This window comes from Yoonia sediminilitoris, assembly GCF_003058085.1.
Lineage (GTDB): Bacteria > Pseudomonadota > Alphaproteobacteria > Rhodobacterales > Rhodobacteraceae > Yoonia > Yoonia sediminilitoris.
The window spans coordinates 314,324-331,087 of sequence record NZ_QBUD01000002.1 but is presented as its reverse complement, the minus strand read 5'-3'; the positions used below and the strand labels follow the sequence as shown (position 1 = coordinate 331,087).

Genomic DNA, 16,764 nt, shown 5'->3' with positions numbered 1-16,764 from the left:
GGTCAGACTCTCTTGGCAATGATCAATTCAACCCGGCGATTGCGCGCGCGCCCTTCGCGGGTGCCATTGTCGGCGATTGGCTCAGCGGCGGCCTTGCCCGATGATGTGACGATACCCGTCGGCACACCAGCAGCGACCAGCAAATCAGCAACGGCTTTCGCGCGTGCCTCGCTCAGCCCCTGGTTGGACGCAAATGGGTTGGAGCGTTGCACCGGGATGCTGTCTGTATGGCCGACCACGCTGACGCCACCGATGACGTCGCCATTTTCCAAAATGACCCGTGCCAATGCATTGATCAGGTCCCGATATTCATCATTGATGTCGGCCTTGGCCGACCTGAAAACTTCGGGGTCGGTTGCCTGAATGGCGATGACCACCAGCGATACATCCTCGCGTCCGGTCAGCGCATCCAGCGCATCGGGCGGGGCGGCCTCTGCAAAGAGCGGCAGCAGGTCAAGCGACACGGTTGGTAATTCGATTTCTTCCACTGGGGCGGTATCGCGTACTGGGCGGAAAATCTCGGCCCTTGTGGGGGGCGGCAGCACATCGGCAAGTGCATAAAGCTGTTCGGACTTGCCCGACAAACGCATCGACAGGCCCACATAGACCATCAACATGACGGCCACGGCGATCAGGCCCATGGCCCAGTATGGCACGGCAAAAGCCTGCTTTTCCTGCGGCGCGGCAACACCTTGCCAATTCGGTGACAGGGGCGCGGCGTCGGCTTGCGGATCGCGCAATTGGCGGGCCAATTGGCCACGCAACTGGGCTAGTGCCCCATCGCCAGCGCTGCCAGTGACACGGTGCATACCCCGAAAGCCGAACGACAGGCAGATGAACACCAGTTCCAGCATATCCTTGTCGCGGTCAGGGTAACGCAGCAATTCATCGGTGCGGGCAAAGAACCTCTCTCCCGCGTCAACATCACCATAAAGCGTGGCGACAAGTGGCTGGCGTGGCCATGATGAATGGCCACCCCACGGTGTATTCAACACGATATCATCCAGCAGCGCCGCCACAAACCACGCCGCCTGATCCGCCCGCGACAAGGGAATACCCGACGACACTGCGCTGTCACGCGCGTAATTGAGGTTATCAAGCAAACGTGCGCGCAGGGTTTCGGGATTTTCGACCGCTTGGGCGGATTGCAACTGCGGGGCCAGCCCCAGCAGGATCGAAAACGCAGAGACCAACGGGTTGTCGCTGGTTTGCCCGGCGCGCATTCGCGCGCTTGCGTCCACCGCCACATGGGCCACTTCAGGCGGCGGCTTGGGCCGCGCTTTGGCCGGGCGGATGCGGGTCCGTTCGGGGTCTGTTTCCAGACCGAAGGGGTCGTCCTTTGTCATCGTTTCACCGCGTAGCAGTCAATCAGCGGGGCCTTGTCCAGCTTGCCGGCAACGCCGATCACAAAGCCGGGCGCATCGGCCAGCTTGGCCCAATGTTCGGAATTACGGTCCAGTTCAAGGCACAGCCTTTCGCCATCATAGGGGATTTCGCGGGGCTGCGAATGGAGCGGCTTGAGCGGAATCCCTGTCAGCTTGGATTTCCAGAGCGCATCGAATTCATCCGCGGCCCCCACAGTGGCCTGTTCGACAAAGATCTTGCGCAGCATCGCCTCTGACATCTCGCCACCGATACGCAGCACAATCCGGCTGTTGTTGATAATATCGGTGTTGTCGATGCGGACGGTCCAGACATTTTCGTCATGCCGGGCCACTTTCAGCGGGTGGTTCTTCACTTCGACATGGCGCAGCGACAGGATGAGCGACCGCAGTGTGTCAGTCAGAGCGGCAAAACCTGCCTGCGGGTCATTATGTTCGTAAACCGGCAATTCTGACATGCTGCGCGATGAACTGCCAAAGGTGGCCATGCGACCAGCAAGACCGGCAAGCTCCATGAATAGCTCGGACGGGTGAAACAGGTCTTGCGCCATCATATGCGCGATGCGCGGGCGGGCGGTGTTGGCCAACTCAAGGATCAGCAGATTTTCAACCGATGCCCCTGCGCCCCCCATGACAATCCCGCCATGGGCCTGCGCGATACGGTCCAGCCCAGTCAGCACCTCTTGCAGGAAACCTGCGTACCAAGGGCAAGCGGATGTGACCAACGAAGGGGCAAGGAAGTCAGCGTCAATCGCAACAGAGCCGTCAGCCAGCAGGCCATTGATACGGGCGACAGGCAGAACGGTGTAGCCGTCTGTGGCCTCGCCGGGCAGGAACAGGCGCGGGGCAAGGCGGGCGACTTCGATTTCTGCGGCGTCCGCGCCGCCCTTGATGGTGTCGCGGATCGTGTCGATCTGCCCGTGGTAACGCCCCCCCGCTAGTCCGCCGCTTTGCGGATCAATCGTTGCTGTACCGGGCTTGAGCGCAGGCACTCCAAAGCTGACAAGTCCCGATTTGGTGCCAGCGGTCACTGTGACCGCCTGCAAGCCTGTCGTCATATCGGGCATCGCAAAAGGGGTGCCGTCAGGGAAAATGCCACGGGCATAGGTCATCCCGACCTGCCCCGCCTGAATGGCGGCATCATCAAGTGTCAGGTCACGGAACCCGAAATTCTGATGCGGGGCTGCCTGCATCGCCCCTCGCACGAGGCTTTCGGTGTGGCGATCCTGCTGCTGCATATGCTGCGGACGCAGGAACAGCCCTTCGGACCAGACAACTTTGTTTGCATCACTCATGAATTGCGGACTTTCTTAGGAAACGGCGATGCCAGAAGAGGACACGGTGATTGTCAGGGGCACATCGCCCGTGGCTGGCAAAGGAATTGTGGTGCGAAAGGTCTTGCCGCTTGGGTCACGGAAACCGGCCACGATACCAAGCGCCGCAGCCCCCATTTCAATGGGGAAATCCGTGGCAGCAGCACCGGCAGGCGGCAAAACGATCTGTTCTGTACGGATCAGGTCGCCGCCAAGGGCAGTCTGTGGGTCCTGCAATGACAGCACATCAGCGGCACTGAATGCATCGGTGCCGCGCAGCTGAAACATGCTGACGATCAGTGGCCTGTCAGACCCGTCAGGCGCCGGATTGGCCCCCGCCACCATCGACGCTTGCACGTTCACCCGTCCGGGTCCCGGTTCTCCGCCACAGGCGGCCAGCGTCAGCGCGCTCCCGCCTGTGATTATCATTGTGCGTCGTGTCAGGCTCATCTCTTGTTCTCCTCACTACCTTCATATGCATCGCGGAAATTTTCGCCGACTTCGCCCAGAAAACGGGCTTCGGCCGCGCTGGCGATATCGCGATATCGTTCTTCATAAGCTTGCCACAGTTGGGCGCTTTTGCCGCCTGCCAGCAGCGATTGCAGCATCCCGCTGTCGGCGATTTCGGCCTCGATCGTCTTGGGGTCGAACTGGTCGATCATCCGGCGCAGCGCCGATTGCAGGGCCGACCATGTGCGCATCTGATGGTCCATCAGATCGCGGTAAGCCCCGGTGATGGCTTCGTCTGATGACAGATAACCGGGCCGGTCCTCTCCAATCAGCGTTTCAACGGCGTCATCAGTTGTCGCCATGAATTTGAGCGGGTTCATGTTGGCGCTGGAGACCAGCGTTTGCGCCACCCTGACCTGTTGCTTGGCCGACGCGCGGGCACGCAGCAGGTGCATTACCCCTTCGACCAGCAACCGGTACTGTCTGCCCATGGCTTCCATGTCGGCCAAAGGGTCTGTTGTCGGATGGCGGTCGGGATCAACCCCCAAACCGTTCAGGAACGCCGCCCGCAAAGCCGCATCACTGGCCGCAGGCAGTGGTGTTGGGGGCGTCTCGGTAACAGGTTCGGCAACTGGGTCTGCCTGAGGCTTTTCAAAGATCGGTGCGGCCGTTTCAAAGGCAGGCTTTGGCGGTTCCTTGCGCTCTTCTTTTGGTTCACTGATGGGTGCGTTGATCGGGGTGCCGAAATAGCCACCGCCACCGGATGGTGGCTCTGGCGTGATGTCAACGTCTGGCTTTGCATTGAACGCCTCGAACGGATCATCCATGCCAAAGGGCTTAGGCGATTTGCGCTCCTCTTGCTTAGGCTGATGGGCGGGAGCATCGGTGTCAAACGGGTCAAATGGCTTGGGCAACGTATCGGGGCGCTTGGTCGGCTCGCGCGGGGCGTCGGCAGGGGCCCAGACAAAGCCGCTGTCGCCGATAGCGCCTTCGGTGGCGGGCTTGGTCGATGGCGCAGCGGCCGCTTGGACCATATCGACCCGAAAGACGAAATCGCCCATCTTCAGGCGCATTCCATCTTCCAACGTCACGCTTTCGCCAGTGCCAAGGGCGGTTTCTGACCCGTCAACGAATGTACCTGCCCTGCTGGCGTCGGTCAGGATGACCTGTCCGCCCTGTTCGGCAATGATGCAATGTTTGCGGCTCAGGAACTGGTCGGGGTCATCAAGCTCCCAGTCGGCGGTATCACCGCGCCCGATAACCAATGTGCCGCCTGCAAAGGCGTGTGTCATCCGCCGTTGCGGATAGGGAGAGTGTTCCAGAACAATCGTGGCAAGGGTCATGCGTGCACCTCTTGTCCTGTGAATTGGGTCAGAACGACGTCATCTGCGTCGCGTCCGCGTTTGGGCTGCATCCACGCGGTTGTGCCAAGGCGGCAATCGCCCAGCCGGGCAGGCGTAATGTCTGCCGCAGCCAGGACCAGCCGCACATCAAAGGCGATGTCATGGCCTGCCGCAAACAGGATGGCATGGCGCAGGGCGGCGCGCTTTTCGGGATCGTCCAGAAAGGCAAGGAATTGCCTGAGGCTAAGCGGCCCCAACCGCAGTTCGGCCTTGTTCTGGCGGCTGAAGGTGCGTGGCCCAATAACCGCGCTGCCGCCCAGTGTGGCATAGGCACCGCCAAGGCCGGTCTGCGCTGCGGCAGGAATATCGATCCAGTGGCCGATGAATTCCTCAAGATGGACAGGGGCGTCGATCACGTCGGACAGATAGCTGGTCAAACGCTCGGGGCTGTTGACGCGCTGGGCAAGGGTAGACGCATGGCGCAGCTTGGCAGGGTCATGGGCGGGGTTATCGGTGCCGGGCAGCCCCAAACCAGCCAGCGAGCGCAGGATCGCCATGGTCGGCCCGCCACCGGACTGGCTAACGTGGACTTCGGCCCGCGCGTCGGCCCATGCCCGCCAGTAAAGCGCGATCATCCGGTGCTGCAGCGTATTGGCCAGATCAACAAAAGCTGTGTCAGAAGTGACGCCCCCTGCGTTTCCGGCAAACCAGCGGTTTGACAGGCGGGTCATGACCCAGCGGGTCAGATACAGCGGCATCGGACCTTCGGGGCCAAGCAAGCCAAGCACATTCACATCAACGCGGGTTTTGTCATCGTCAACCGCCATGGATGCCACATCGGATGTGGCAAAGGACAAGCGGATGTGCTGCCCAAGTCGCGCAGGCTCTTTGTCAGGGCCACCGGCGCGGCCAAAGCGCCGCCCGTCCACTTCCTCGATCCGCCGGAGAAGTTGGAAGAAGTCACTGCGTCCGGCCTCGGTCGCCAGTTTGGTCAGATCATCGCGCGATTGCCGAGCGTGAGCGGCCATAACACTTCCTCCTGTGATCCAACGAGACGGGTTTTCGTGCGCACCACAGCGTTGATCGTGGCGTGACGGCGGAACAGTTGCGCAAGCAGGCCTGACAAAAGCAGACGACTGTGCCCTGCCAGCACAGATTCGTCGATATCCAGCGTGATTTGTGTGCCATGCCCAAAACATATCGGGCCAGTGATCGGCAGGCGTTCTGTAACAGGGGCGGCTGTGACGGTTTGCAGGGATTGCGCATGGCGGGCCAACGCCGGGTCGCCCCTGTCTGCATAAAGCGTCAGCATCGCGCGCAGTGGTGTGGCGTCGGCGGCCTCTTCGGCAAGGGACACATGGTTCAGTGCCAATTGGCTGATCCAGCGCCATGCCAGTTCGTCGCGGCGGGCTTCACTTTTGCCGGTCATCGGCAGGACCGCTTGAAGGCTGCCGCGCGGTCGTTTGATCGCCTGCAACAGACTGATGGCACTCACCGGTGCCCCTGAATCCAGTGTCAGCGTTGGCGTATCATCCAGAATGGGCAGGTCGCGGTTGGTACAAAGCGCGCGGATATCCAAGCGGCGCACGGGGGTACGTTTGCCTTTGGCCGCGTCATAGCTGAGCGAGATATAAAGGTCATCGCCGGAATAGCTGGTCCGCATCTGGCTGCGCCTGATTTCATCCTCGCCGGGGCGGCGACTGCGGCGTTCGGTGCTGTAGGACAGCGGGTTCGAATGGCTGCCGTCTGCGGCAAAAATGGCGGGGATGCGGGCCTGTGGGCCATCGGTTTCAACATCTTCAACGCGGATCAGGCGAAAGACCTCGTAATCCAGAGGTCGGGTCCGGTCAGGATGCACCACATGCGATGCGCGGTTACTGTGAAGCTCAACGATATTGCATTCACGCTCGAACAGATTGACGATCGGAGTCACAAACAGGCTGATATCATTACCGGTCACATCTGCGATATCGGGCTGTGCCCTGTCCAGCAGGATCACCACCTCGACCGTGTCACCAGCAGTGGGCACGACCTTGCTTAGCCCTTGCAGGCGGACATAGTGAAACCGTTCCGGCATCAGGAAATATTCGCGCAGCAATCCATAACCCTGAAAGGCGGGGCGGACCTGCGGCAGCAGCGTTTCATTGCGGCCAATCCCCACCATCGACACATCATCAATGGGGACAAAGGGGGCGTCGCCACTGCGCGCCACAACATGCTTGCCATGCCCGTGGATGGCATCAAACAGCAGGCCACCGCGCGTCTTGGGGCCGAGGAAAAGATCAAGCCTGTCAATCGTCAGGGTGTTCAGCGGGGTCGTACTGGCACTTTTCAGCGTCAGGCGAATACCCGCAGCGGGGCGCTGAAATTGGGAGGTATCGACGCCAGCCGAACGCAATGCGCCAATATCCTGCAAATATTCAGCGTCGGAAACCTGAATGGGCCATAAGTGCACGTCCTGGGCCGTGGTATAGGTGCAGCGGGTGGTCATACCATCGCGCAGGCCCGAAATCATGCGGGTGCCGCGTCCCACGTTGTAGCCTGTGACCATCCCTTCGACCTGATCGCCGGGGGTAAGCTGCACCAGTGACATGGCAGGGGCGGGTGCCACCAGATCAGGGTACAGCCCGTCCAGCAGGTTATGCACATGGCGGCTGCTTTCGGCATCAACTTTCAGGCGGGTGCGGGCGGCCAGATAGGCGACGCCTTCGAGCAAGCGCTCAACATAAGGGTCAGGACAGGGGACAGAGTCCAGCGACAGGTTACGCGCCACATTGGGATGCAGCGCGGCAAACTCGGTGGCCATGTCGCGGACATGTTCCAGTTCATCTTCGAAATAATTGAGGAAAGTCCGGTCCATCAATCATCCTCGAACATGGTGGCAGCGACCCCATTGTCCAGATCAATGGTCGTGGACAGTTTCAGACGTTCTGGGGTCGGTGACAGCATCAGAACCGCATCAACCGTGATTTTCATGCCGGTCTTGTCGCTCAGGTCGATCCCCACCTTGATCGTGTTGGGCTTCAGGCGCGGCTCGAACACTGTCAAAACCTGTTTCAGGTCGCGGGCCAGTTCGTTCTTGTCAAAATCAGAGCCGCTGCGACCGGAAAAGGACGGAACACCATAGTTGATGACACTGCGGCGGACGTGCGGAAAATCAGCGAGCAGTTCCTCGGGCGTTTCCGTGGTCGCGGCCTCGTGATCTGTCATCATGGTATCGGCGGCCATTCGTTCAATATTGAAAAGGGTTTCGATGTCGCGGCGGACGGCCTCGCGCAGGACATCGCGCGTGACCATGATGCCGCTTTCCTGCAAGGCATGGTGGCGGCGCAAATTCGTTGTCAGCAGATAAATCTGCCGCTTGGTGTCGTCGGTCAGTGACGGGTCAGCTTCGACCGCGCGGGTGCCGTCAGCGACAAGGCTGTCCAGCTTTTCGTGCGACCCCAGCACCTTGATCAGCTCACGGCGCAGGCTGTCGATTTCGGCCTCGAGACCGGGCATGTCATTTATCAACCGGTCCCAGAGCGAGGGCTGGATCGCCTCACTCCGGGCCTGTCTTACGGTGCCCGGTCCCGAGAATTGACTCATCGCACTGGCCTCTTAGACCCCGGCAGCGATATCGTAGGTGATCTCGTGCTCGTCACCGGCAGAGTGGTCGTCCGCCTGAACAGTGTATTTGTAGGTGACGTTCTCGAACACCAGCCCCAGAACCTCTTCGATCATCTGGCCGCCTTCACCGTCGCCTGTTCCCAGAACCTCGAATTTGGAAATCGTGACATTTTCCATTGTGATGATGAGGTAATCCAGATGCGCATCGCCACTGTCCTTGCGGACTGACAGCACCATGTCGGGGAAGGATTTCCCCTGCATACAGGCCAGCGCAAGATAGGCAGACGCCGCATCGGTAAACTTGCGCAGAAAAATCGCATCGACTTGCGCCCGAGAGCGTGACCGGCCCCTGCCGACCTGGGCTGCGGACCCTTGTTCAATGTTCCACTTGATATCGTGGATGTCGATTTCATCTTCGTGCTCGGCACGTTGGGATTCACCAGCGATATCTCCGATTTTCAAATATCCGGTCAGCATGTCTCTTATCCTTTATTGTCAAAATGTGTTGGCGAGGGCCCCTGTTCAGGAGCCCTTGACCGATGGTAATTCCGAAACCAGACGCAATGATGCGTTGATCCCTTCAAGCTGGTAGTGCGGGCGCAGGAAAAAGCGCGCGTTGTAATAGCCGGGGCGACCTTCGACACTATCGACCTGTACTTCTGCCGCTGCCAAGGGACGTTTGGCTTTGGCTTTGTCATCCGCCATGGCCGTGTTTGCCAGTACATAGCGGTTGATCCATTCCGACAGCCAGACCTGCATGTCGGCCTTTTCCTTGAACGTGCCCACCTTGTCGCGTGCGATCGCCTTGAGGTAATGCGCAAAGCGGCTGACGGGGAACAGATAGGGCAGGTTGGCCGACAGTCGTTCATTCGCCTGCGCGTCGGGGTCCACCAGACGACCGGCGCGGGTTTCGTCGTCTTGCAGGCTGTGCGCGCCGATGAATGCGGCGGTATCTGTGTTCTTGCGGTGCAGGATCGGCATCATGCCCAACTTGGCCAATTCGGCCTCGCGACGGTCATCAATGGCAATCTCTGTCGGGCATTTCATGGCCACCGATCCATCGTCGGTGGGGAATGTATGCACCGGCAGGTTCATGACTGTGCCGCCGGATTCTACGCCACGAATTTGTGTGCCCCAACCATAAAGTTTGTGGCTGCGGTTGATATTCACGCCCATCGCAAAGGCGGCGTTCATCCAGACGTAATTGTCATGCTTTGCGTCGATCTTTTCCTCGAAATCAAATCCCTTTACCGGCACTGTTTCAGCACCGTAAGGCAAGCGGCCCAGAACGCGGGGCATGGTCAGACCGATATAACGGGCATCTTCGCTTTCGCGCAGCGATTGCCAGCTTGCGTAGTCGGGTGACGATACGATCTGTTCAAGGTCTTGCGGGTTGGGCAATTCCTGCCAGCTATCCATACGGAAGAGTTGCGGGGCTGCGGCCGCAATGAATGGTGCATGAGCAGACGCACAAATGCCCGACAGGTTGCGCAGCATCGCCACGTCCTTGGGTTTGTGCGAAAACTCGTAGGCACCAACGATGCAGCCAAAAGGTTCACCGCCAAACATGGAATATTCGTCGCTGTAGACCTTTTTGAACATGTCGGCCTGATCCCACATCTGACCTTCAAAATCCTCCAGGTGGTCGGCCAACTCGTCCTTGGACACGTTGATGACACGGATTTTCAGTTTCTGGTCGGTCTCTGTGTTGTTGATCAGATAATGCAGGCCGCGCCATGTGCCTTCCATTTCGCGGACCTCGGGGGCATGAATGATTTCATTGACCTGTTCGGTCAGGATGGAATCGATGCCCGCAATCAGGGATTTGATCGACTTGACCGCGTTGCCGGAAATCGTGGCAGAGCCGGATTTTTCCTTGGCGGCCACAGCAAGGTTCTGCACCAATGCCTGTAACTTGTCGGTTTCGGCTTCCTTGACGCGGAAGTCCTTTTCAAGAAGCGACGAGAATTCGCCAAGATCAAGCGTTTCGGTTTCTTTACCGGCTTCCTGGGCTTCAGTATCGGCCATTATGCGCCCTCCCCTTCTTCTTTGTTGGCGGCCATTGCGGCCTCGGCGGCCTGTGCCAGCAGTGGTTCGTTCGACAAAAGCTGCGCGATGCGCTTTTCAGCATCGACCTTACCATCCATGTAGCTCAGCAATTCTTCCAGTTGCTGGCGCATCCCCAGCAATTCATTCAGCGCGGGCACCTGTGCGGCGACCTTGTCAGGGGTGAAATCCGACATGGATTTGAAGCTGAGATCGACGAACAGTTCTTCGTCCTTCTCTTCGCCTTCCGCAGACGGCAGGGTGTTGGGCACGCGGGCTTTGACGCGGGGAGAGATGGCTTCCATGAATTTGGGAAAGCGGCCTGCATCGGTTTCGACAAACTTGCGCTCGCCCAGTGGCTTTTGTGCCTCGGCCGTTTCAGATGCGCCCGCAAGGTCCGCCATGACACCCATCACAAAGGGCAATTCGATCGTGGTCGGACTGCCGTAATGTTCCACGTCGTAGGCGATTTGCACCCGCGGGGCGCGATTACGTTCAATAACCTTTTGTTTGCTGTCTGCCATTGTCAGACCTTTCTTGCTTAAAAATTACTTTCGCTTCTCTTCGGCAACGCCAGCGACGTTGCGAAATTCCTTGATGCCACTGGGGGCGATCTCGTTCATCAATTCCATGAAATCCATATGCACCATGCGCTGCATACGGCGGGCCAGATGCGGCAGTGGACTTGATGGTTCAGTGCGTTCGTAAAATGAGATGATCTCCGCCAGATAATGTTCAACGTCATGTCGGGACTGCACCGTTCCGGGGGCGCTGGAGGGCGCTGGCGCAGAAGTTGTCGTAACGTTAGGTTGGTCAGGTGGTGCTTGTGAAGTCAGGTTTTCATCCATTTTCACCATTCCTTGTTCCATCATCGCCGTCGCCCGATCCAGAAACTGGGTAAGTTCGGGAAAGGTGATGCCGGTGCCATTGCCCAACCCGGCCAGCGTGGAAAAAGAGGATTGCAGCTTGTTCAGCGCGGCACTTGCGGCAGCAACATCGGCTTGAAGCGCGGCCGCAGTGTCGGGGTCTTCTGTCGCCATTGCGCGACACGCGGCCGTCACCCTGTTTTGATTGGCCTCGTGCGCGGCACGCATATTGGCCATTTCGGCGTCACTCAGGCCAGAGGGCGCCTCATTCGCGGCCTCAAAATCCGAGCGGGACGCATCGCACAGGTTTTGCCCTGTGATGATACCAAGACCGGGTAAACGCATAATTGCGTTCATCTCCAGATCGCCCAGCAAGCCGTTATCATCATTTTCCAACTGCTTGAGCGCATTGATCCGGCGCAAGGCCGCATCTTTGGGATCGTCACGTTCGCGCAATTCCGGATGCAGGCTATCCCAGAAATCCGTCAGGCTTTGGGTCAGAAAATCCAGCCCCGTAGCCAACCCGGCCAAGCCGTCCTGATTTGTCATCGCGCGCACAACGATCACCAAAAGGCGCAGGTCACGTCCCTTACCGGCAAGTTCGGTGGCAGCTTCAAAAAGCTCGGCCCAATCCACATCGGCGTCAGACGGCGGGCCGCCATCACGGTCGATCCGGACATTGCGCGCCGCAGGTTGTTGCATGCGCTCGATGGCGTGAAATGCGGGCTCATTGCGCAGGTCGCTGCCTGAAGGTGCGGCCGGCTCGATCTCTTGCAGAAAAGGTGAGAGATCCATGCGTAATAATTTCCCCAAAAAATTGATGGTTAAGCGACTGTTACAGATGAAGGTGATTCGGACAAATTTTTCTCATTATGGGCGGGCGTCAATGATGAATGAGGCAACACCCAGTAGCCGCTCTGGATGGTTCGCAAGTGTTTGTTCAAGTGCCTGCGCGGTTGATGCGACGCTTTCCTGTGTTGGCCTCCGCCCATCCCACAGTGGTTCGGTGGACAGGATCGCGATCACTTCGCTTTTCCCGTAATCGCCATTCTTGATCCGTACCGCCAGCAGATCGGGGTTGGCGATAAAGTCGTCAATATCGTGCAAGACCCGAATGCGGTGCAGCCCGTTTTCAGCCGGGGCAAGCTGGTCAATCCGCGTTTGCCCGTTCTTGGCGTTGGGGATTACATGAAAGACCGACCCGTCGGCGCTGACGGCCATGACCCACAGGGCGGCTTGCCCGAACTGTGCGGGGATCATGACATCGACAACGGGGTTTTCATCCGTCGTAAAAACACCTGACAGGCGCCGTTCGCCCGTTTCGCCATCAGCGACAGACAGGCTGACGATATTCGTCGGCGCCTGCACAAGCGCCTGTCTGATCATGCAAAGTTCGGGGTTAAGCAGTTGCGTGTTCAGCGTGATTGGCCGTTCGCCTACGAAAGGCTGCAAGGCGGTGCGGATCACGTCGTTGCTGGCGGCATCTGCAAGGTTGCCCGCAATGGTAATAGGGTCCGACACGGCAAAATTTCCGTCAGTTGCGCCACTGACAGACAGAGGGCCGCACCCCGTTGTTGTGTCCAGCGCCGCAAGTAGCGTTTTCTCTGACAATCGGAGCGGCCCCGCAGCAATATCACTTGTAACCCGCCATCCGGCTTGCGTGGCAAAGGCAGTCAGGTCGGCAATTACGGCGGTTTTGGTCGGCACATCAACGGCGAGGCCGCCCACTTGTGCTGACTGATCGGCGATCGCAACACTGCCGGTTTTCAAGCGGGCGGCAAGGCCAATGAGTGTGGCGACGTTTGTTGGCCATGCGTCGGACGGTTGGCCGGTGGCAAGGGTGATGTCGCCGGTTGGCGGCGCGCCCAATGACGCGGAAACCGCGTCTCGAAACTGGCTGGCGATAACTTCATTGGGGGCGTGTGCGGTCAGGGTGGGCGGCCCATCCTGTGCAAAGCTCAGGTCAAGCTGATAGGGCGCAGCGACGGGCAATGGCGGCGTCATGAAACGGTCAAAAAATCCGCCAAACCATCCTGCGGCTCCGGCCAGAACGACCAACCCAAAAAGTGCAGGAACCAGCCGTCTCTTGGGCTTGGATGCTTTTTCCTGCTTTTCCGAAGGTCGCAGGATTCTGTCCAACTCGCCCGCAAGTGCCTTTGCGTTCGCGGGGCGCACCGCAGCGTCCGGCGCAGTAAGCCTGTCGATGATGTCTTTCAGCGGTGCGGGCACGCCGTCTGTGTCCAGCGGGGACTGTTTGCGCCGAATAATCTCTCCCGGTGTGGCCCCCAGAAACGGCGTTTCGCCGCGCCACGCCGCCAAAAGCGTGGCACCAAGGGCGTAGAGGTCGGACTTTTCGTCGACTTGCCCATCCAACTGTTCGGGGGCGGAATATTCATACTTGCCCGCAAAATCCGACCCGACAATTGTGCGGGCGCCGGTTGCAGTATCCTTGGCGATGCCAAAGTCGATGATTGTCGCCTCGGCAGGGTCGCCATCGCGCAGGATGATGTTGTCAGGGGACAGGTCGCGGTGAATGATGCCTTGGGCGTGTGTGGCGACCAACCCTTCGGCCACGCGATGCGCGATGATCAGCAGTTCGCGCGGATCCATGCGGCGGCGGGCCATCACGTCTGACAGGGGCGGCCCTTCAACGTAGTCCATGACCAGAAACACATGGTCGCCGTCTGACATGGAGCATTCAGTGTAGCGGACCACGGCGGGATGCTGGATCGCGCGCATCTCCTCTTCGCGCTTCATCAGTTCGATGTAGTCGGCGTTGCCAGAAAACTGGCGGTTCAGCGCCTTGACCGCAACCAACCTGCCGGTAATCTTGTTGCGGGCGCGATAAACTTCGCCCGTGCCGCCACGCCCCAGAATCTTGTCAATCTCGTAGGTATTGTTCAACACCTGACCGACTTCGAAAATATCGCCGGGTAACGGGCTAGTCATCGTGTGCGTTCCATCAATCAGCGCAGATCAAAAAAATAGCTTTTCGTTTGAAACGAGGATAGGCTAACTTCCTCAAGGGCACGAGTATTTTTTGCCTGCGCCCAGCTTTTGATATTTTATTTGTTATGGAGGGCGTTGAAATTGGCCCAAAGCGGAACAAGCGAAACCGTCAAGCGCAAAGAACTTGTCGGAAAACTTAACCCATTGTGCTTAAAAGCATTTTCAGCAAGTGCAAGTGCCGCGAAATCACGCGGAAACCCCTATGTCGAGCTGGTCCATTTCGTGCAGGCTCTGGCCGGGACCGAACGATCTGATTTTGATATTCTATTGCAGGCCGCCGACGTTGACCGCGGCAAACTGGACGCCGACATCACCCGCGCATTGGACGCGCTCCCGCGCGGCGCAAGTTCGGTAGAGGAGTTTTCCGATCATCTGTTTCATGCTATCCGCGACGCTTGGAACATGGGTCAGCTGGATTATGGCGACGAAACTGTCCGCTCTGCCTATCTGCTGTTGGCGATGCTCAAAACGGGTGTTTTGGAGTCACTTTTGTATCGGATTTCGCTGGAGTTCGACAAGCTTGACGGCCCCGCCATGGCCGAACAGTTGGACGATCTTCTGGCAGACTCTGTCGAAGGCCAGACGACCGCCCCATCCGAAAAGAAAGCTGCCCCCGGCGGCCAGTCCGCGCTTGAACTTTACGCCACCGATCTGACGGCAGAGGCCAAAGCAGGCAAAATAGACCCGGTGATCGGGCGGGACCCAGAAATTCGCCAGATCGTCGATATCCTGATGCGCCGCCGCCAGAACAATCCCATCCTGACCGGTGAAGCAGGGGTTGGTAAAACCGCCGTTGTCGAAGGGTTCGCCCTGCGTCTGGAACGCGGCGATGTGCCCCCGCAACTTGCGGGCGTTGCCCTGTGGATGCTGGACGTGACCCTGATGCAGGCGGGCGCGTCGATGAAAGGCGAGTTTGAAAAGCGCCTGAAGTCGGTCATTGACGAGGTCCAAAGCTCGCCCACCCCGATAATCCTGTTCGTGGACGAGGCGCACACCCTGATTGGGGCGGGCGGCAGTGCGGGCACCGGCGATGCGGCCAATATCCTCAAACCCGCCCTTGCGCGTGGCGAATTGCGTGTCGTCGCGGCGACGACATGGGATGAATATAAACAACATATCGAAAAAGACCCGGCCCTCACCCGCCGCTTTCAGGTGGTCAAGGTCGAGGAGCCCAGCGTCGAAAGTGCCACCCGCATGTGCCGCGGCATCGCTGGCGTGCTGGAAAAGCACCATCAGGTCGAAATTCTGGACGAGGCAATTGCCGCATCCGTTGAGTTGTCGCATCGCTATATCCCGTCGCGGCAACTGCCCGACAAGGCGATCAGCCTGCTGGATACGGCTTGCGCGCGCGTTGCCATTTCCCAACATGCAACCCCCGGCGCTGTCGAGGATTTGCAGCGCCGCATCACCGCACTTGAGCTTGAGCAGGTGATCGCGGACCGCGAGGCCGGTATCGGCATTGACACGACAGAGCGGATGGAAGGTGTGACGGCTGCTTTGGCGGAAACACGGGCCGAACTGGACAGGGAAAACGCCCGCTGGGATGCAGAAAAGGCGCTTGTCGCGGAAATCATCGACCTGCGCGCGCAATTGCGCGAAACGGGCGCGCCATTGGAAGGTGAGGACGACGCCGAGGAACCCGCCGATCCGGTCAGCAAGGCCGAAACCATGGATGCCCTGCGCGCCAAGATGGCCGAACTGACTGCGGCGCAAGGCGAAAACCCTTTGATCCTGCCGTCGGTTGATATGGCGGCTGTGACATCCGTCATTCAGGATTGGACAGGTATTCCAGCGGGTCGGATGATGGCCAGCCAAGCAGAACGTGCCCTGCAACTGGTCGACACCATCCGCAGCCGCGTGACAGGTCAGGACCACGCCGCCGAAATGATCGCCGCACGCATCCAGACGTCTTATGCGGGCCTATCGGCACCCGAAAAACCCATGGGTGTTTTCATGCTGTGCGGTCCGTCCGGTGTGGGCAAAACCGAAACGGCGCTGGCATTGGCTGATATGCTTTATGGTGGCGAACAGAACCTTATTTCGATCAATATGAGCGAATATCAGGAAGCGCACACCGTCTCGACCCTCAAAGGTGCGCCACCGGGCTATGTCGGTTATGGCAAGGGGGGTGTCCTGACCGAGGCCGTCCGCCGCAGACCCTATTCTGTGGTCCTGCTCGACGAAGTCGAAAAAGCGCACCCCGACGTGCACGAGATATTCTTTCAGGTCTTTGATAAAGGCATGATGGACGACAGCGAAGGGCGGCGGATCGACTTCAAGAACACGCTGATCTTGCTGACGTCGAACGTGGGCTCGGACGAAATCATGCAGATGACCGACGGGGGCAAGCACAAGGCAGACCTTGATGCGTTGAACGAGGCGCTGCGCCCGCCCTTGCTGAACGTCTTTCCGCCCGCGCTGTTGGGGCGTCTGGTCACGATCCCCTATTATCCGCTATCGGACGAAATGATCGAGGTGATCGCGGGCCACAAGCTGAAATCCATCGCCAAGCGGCTGGAAAAACAGCATGACGCCGCGCTGGTGATCGGTGATGGCACGCTTGACTTGATCAAGGCGCGCTGCACCGAGATCGAAAGCGGGGGCCGCATGATCGACGCGATCCTGACCAACACACTTTTGCCCGAACTCAGCAGGCAATTACTGGATCGCACGCTGGATGGCACGGTTTTGACCAAGGTCGAAGTCACCGGCGACAATGATGGCTTTCATTACCACTTCAGCTAGG

Annotated in this window: 13 protein-coding genes; 1 reads left to right on the top strand and 12 read right to left on the bottom strand. The window is 59.0% G+C overall.

Features of this window, described 5'->3' with window-relative positions; all coding sequences use genetic code 11:
* Positions 1-2 precede the first annotated feature (2 nt).
* From icmH to C8N45_RS06490, 12 genes are all read right to left on the bottom strand, one after another.
* Positions 3-1,346: a type IVB secretion system protein IcmH/DotU gene (gene icmH, locus C8N45_RS06545; protein ID WP_108385424.1), complete on the bottom strand. Its 1,344-nt coding sequence runs from the start codon at positions 1,344-1,346 to the stop codon at positions 3-5.
* Positions 1,343-2,677 (bottom strand): type VI secretion system baseplate subunit TssK, encoded by a 1,335-nt coding sequence (tssK, locus tag C8N45_RS06540; RefSeq protein WP_108385423.1) that lies wholly within the window; start codon positions 2,675-2,677, stop codon positions 1,343-1,345. Before tssK ends, icmH begins: the two co-directional genes overlap by 4 nt.
* Before the next feature lie 15 nt (positions 2,678-2,692).
* On the bottom strand, positions 2,693-3,145 hold the full coding sequence (gene tssJ / locus C8N45_RS06535) for a type VI secretion system lipoprotein TssJ (RefSeq protein WP_108385422.1): 453 nt from the start codon (positions 3,143-3,145) through the stop codon (positions 2,693-2,695).
* Positions 3,142-4,488 (bottom strand): type VI secretion system-associated FHA domain protein TagH, encoded by a 1,347-nt coding sequence (tagH, locus tag C8N45_RS06530; protein ID WP_108385421.1) that lies wholly within the window; start codon positions 4,486-4,488, stop codon positions 3,142-3,144. The genes tssJ and tagH overlap by 4 nt, the downstream gene beginning before the upstream one ends.
* Complete coding sequence (gene tssG, locus C8N45_RS06525) at positions 4,485-5,516, bottom strand: type VI secretion system baseplate subunit TssG (RefSeq protein ID WP_108385755.1); 1,032 nt, start codon at positions 5,514-5,516, stop codon at positions 4,485-4,487. The genes tagH and tssG overlap by 4 nt, the downstream gene beginning before the upstream one ends.
* Positions 5,480-7,348 (bottom strand): type VI secretion system baseplate subunit TssF, encoded by a 1,869-nt coding sequence (gene tssF, locus C8N45_RS06520; RefSeq protein ID WP_108385420.1) that lies wholly within the window; start codon positions 7,346-7,348, stop codon positions 5,480-5,482. The genes tssG and tssF overlap by 37 nt, the downstream gene beginning before the upstream one ends.
* Positions 7,348-8,076, bottom strand: a complete 729-nt coding sequence (gene tssE / locus C8N45_RS06515; RefSeq protein WP_108385419.1) for a type VI secretion system baseplate subunit TssE — start codon at positions 8,074-8,076, stop codon at positions 7,348-7,350. Before tssE ends, tssF begins: the two co-directional genes overlap by 1 nt.
* A 12-nt stretch (positions 8,077-8,088) precedes the next feature.
* Positions 8,089-8,574, bottom strand: coding sequence for an Hcp family type VI secretion system effector (locus tag C8N45_RS06510; protein ID WP_108385418.1), 486 nt, complete (start codon positions 8,572-8,574; stop codon positions 8,089-8,091).
* 45 nt (positions 8,575-8,619) lie between these two features.
* Positions 8,620-10,125, bottom strand: coding sequence for a type VI secretion system contractile sheath large subunit (gene tssC / locus C8N45_RS06505; protein WP_108385417.1), 1,506 nt, complete (start codon positions 10,123-10,125; stop codon positions 8,620-8,622).
* Positions 10,125-10,667 carry a type VI secretion system contractile sheath small subunit gene (gene tssB / locus C8N45_RS06500; protein ID WP_108385416.1) on the bottom strand — a complete coding sequence of 181 codons (543 nt, stop codon included), beginning with the start codon at positions 10,665-10,667 and terminating at the stop codon, positions 10,125-10,127. The genes tssC and tssB overlap by 1 nt, the downstream gene beginning before the upstream one ends.
* A 24-nt stretch (positions 10,668-10,691) precedes the next feature.
* Positions 10,692-11,804, bottom strand: a complete 1,113-nt coding sequence (tssA, locus tag C8N45_RS06495) for a type VI secretion system protein TssA (protein ID WP_108385415.1) — start codon at positions 11,802-11,804, stop codon at positions 10,692-10,694.
* A gap of 75 nt (positions 11,805-11,879) precedes the next feature.
* Positions 11,880-13,958, bottom strand: coding sequence for a serine/threonine protein kinase (locus C8N45_RS06490; RefSeq protein ID WP_108385414.1), 2,079 nt, complete (start codon positions 13,956-13,958; stop codon positions 11,880-11,882).
* Positions 13,959-14,093: 135 nt separating this feature from the next.
* Here C8N45_RS06490 and tssH point away from each other — a divergent pair, with 135 nt between their 5' ends.
* Entirely contained in the window at positions 14,094-16,763 is a 2,670-nt protein-coding gene (gene tssH / locus C8N45_RS06485; protein ID WP_446001686.1) for a type VI secretion system ATPase TssH, read from the top strand.
* Position 16,764 lies beyond the last annotated feature (1 nt).

Bases quoted from the DNA above. Each gene is read 5' to 3' on its own strand.
- C8N45_RS06490 (WP_108385414.1), bottom strand. From the start codon at position 13,958: ATGACTAGCCCGTTACCCGGCGATATTTTCGAAGTCGGTCAGGTGTTG.
- tssK (WP_108385423.1), bottom strand. From the start codon at position 2,677: ATGAGTGATGCAAACAAAGTTGTCTGGTCCGAAGGGCTGTTCCTGCGT.
- tssC (WP_108385417.1), bottom strand. From the start codon at position 10,125: ATGGCCGATACTGAAGCCCAGGAAGCCGGTAAAGAAACCGAAACGCTT.
- tagH (WP_108385421.1), bottom strand. From the start codon at position 4,488: ATGACCCTTGCCACGATTGTTCTGGAACACTCTCCCTATCCGCAACGG.
- tssJ (WP_108385422.1), bottom strand. From the start codon at position 3,145: ATGAGCCTGACACGACGCACAATGATAATCACAGGCGGGAGCGCGCTG.
- tssG (WP_108385755.1), bottom strand. From the start codon at position 5,516: ATGGCCGCTCACGCTCGGCAATCGCGCGATGATCTGACCAAACTGGCG.
- tssE (WP_108385419.1), bottom strand. From the start codon at position 8,076: ATGAGTCAATTCTCGGGACCGGGCACCGTAAGACAGGCCCGGAGTGAG.
- tssF (WP_108385420.1), bottom strand. From the start codon at position 7,348: ATGGACCGGACTTTCCTCAATTATTTCGAAGATGAACTGGAACATGTC.
- icmH (WP_108385424.1), bottom strand. From the start codon at position 1,346: ATGACAAAGGACGACCCCTTCGGTCTGGAAACAGACCCCGAACGGACC.
- tssA (WP_108385415.1), bottom strand. From the start codon at position 11,804: ATGGATCTCTCACCTTTTCTGCAAGAGATCGAGCCGGCCGCACCTTCA.
- tssB (WP_108385416.1), bottom strand. From the start codon at position 10,667: ATGGCAGACAGCAAACAAAAGGTTATTGAACGTAATCGCGCCCCGCGG.
- C8N45_RS06510 (WP_108385418.1), bottom strand. From the start codon at position 8,574: ATGCTGACCGGATATTTGAAAATCGGAGATATCGCTGGTGAATCCCAA.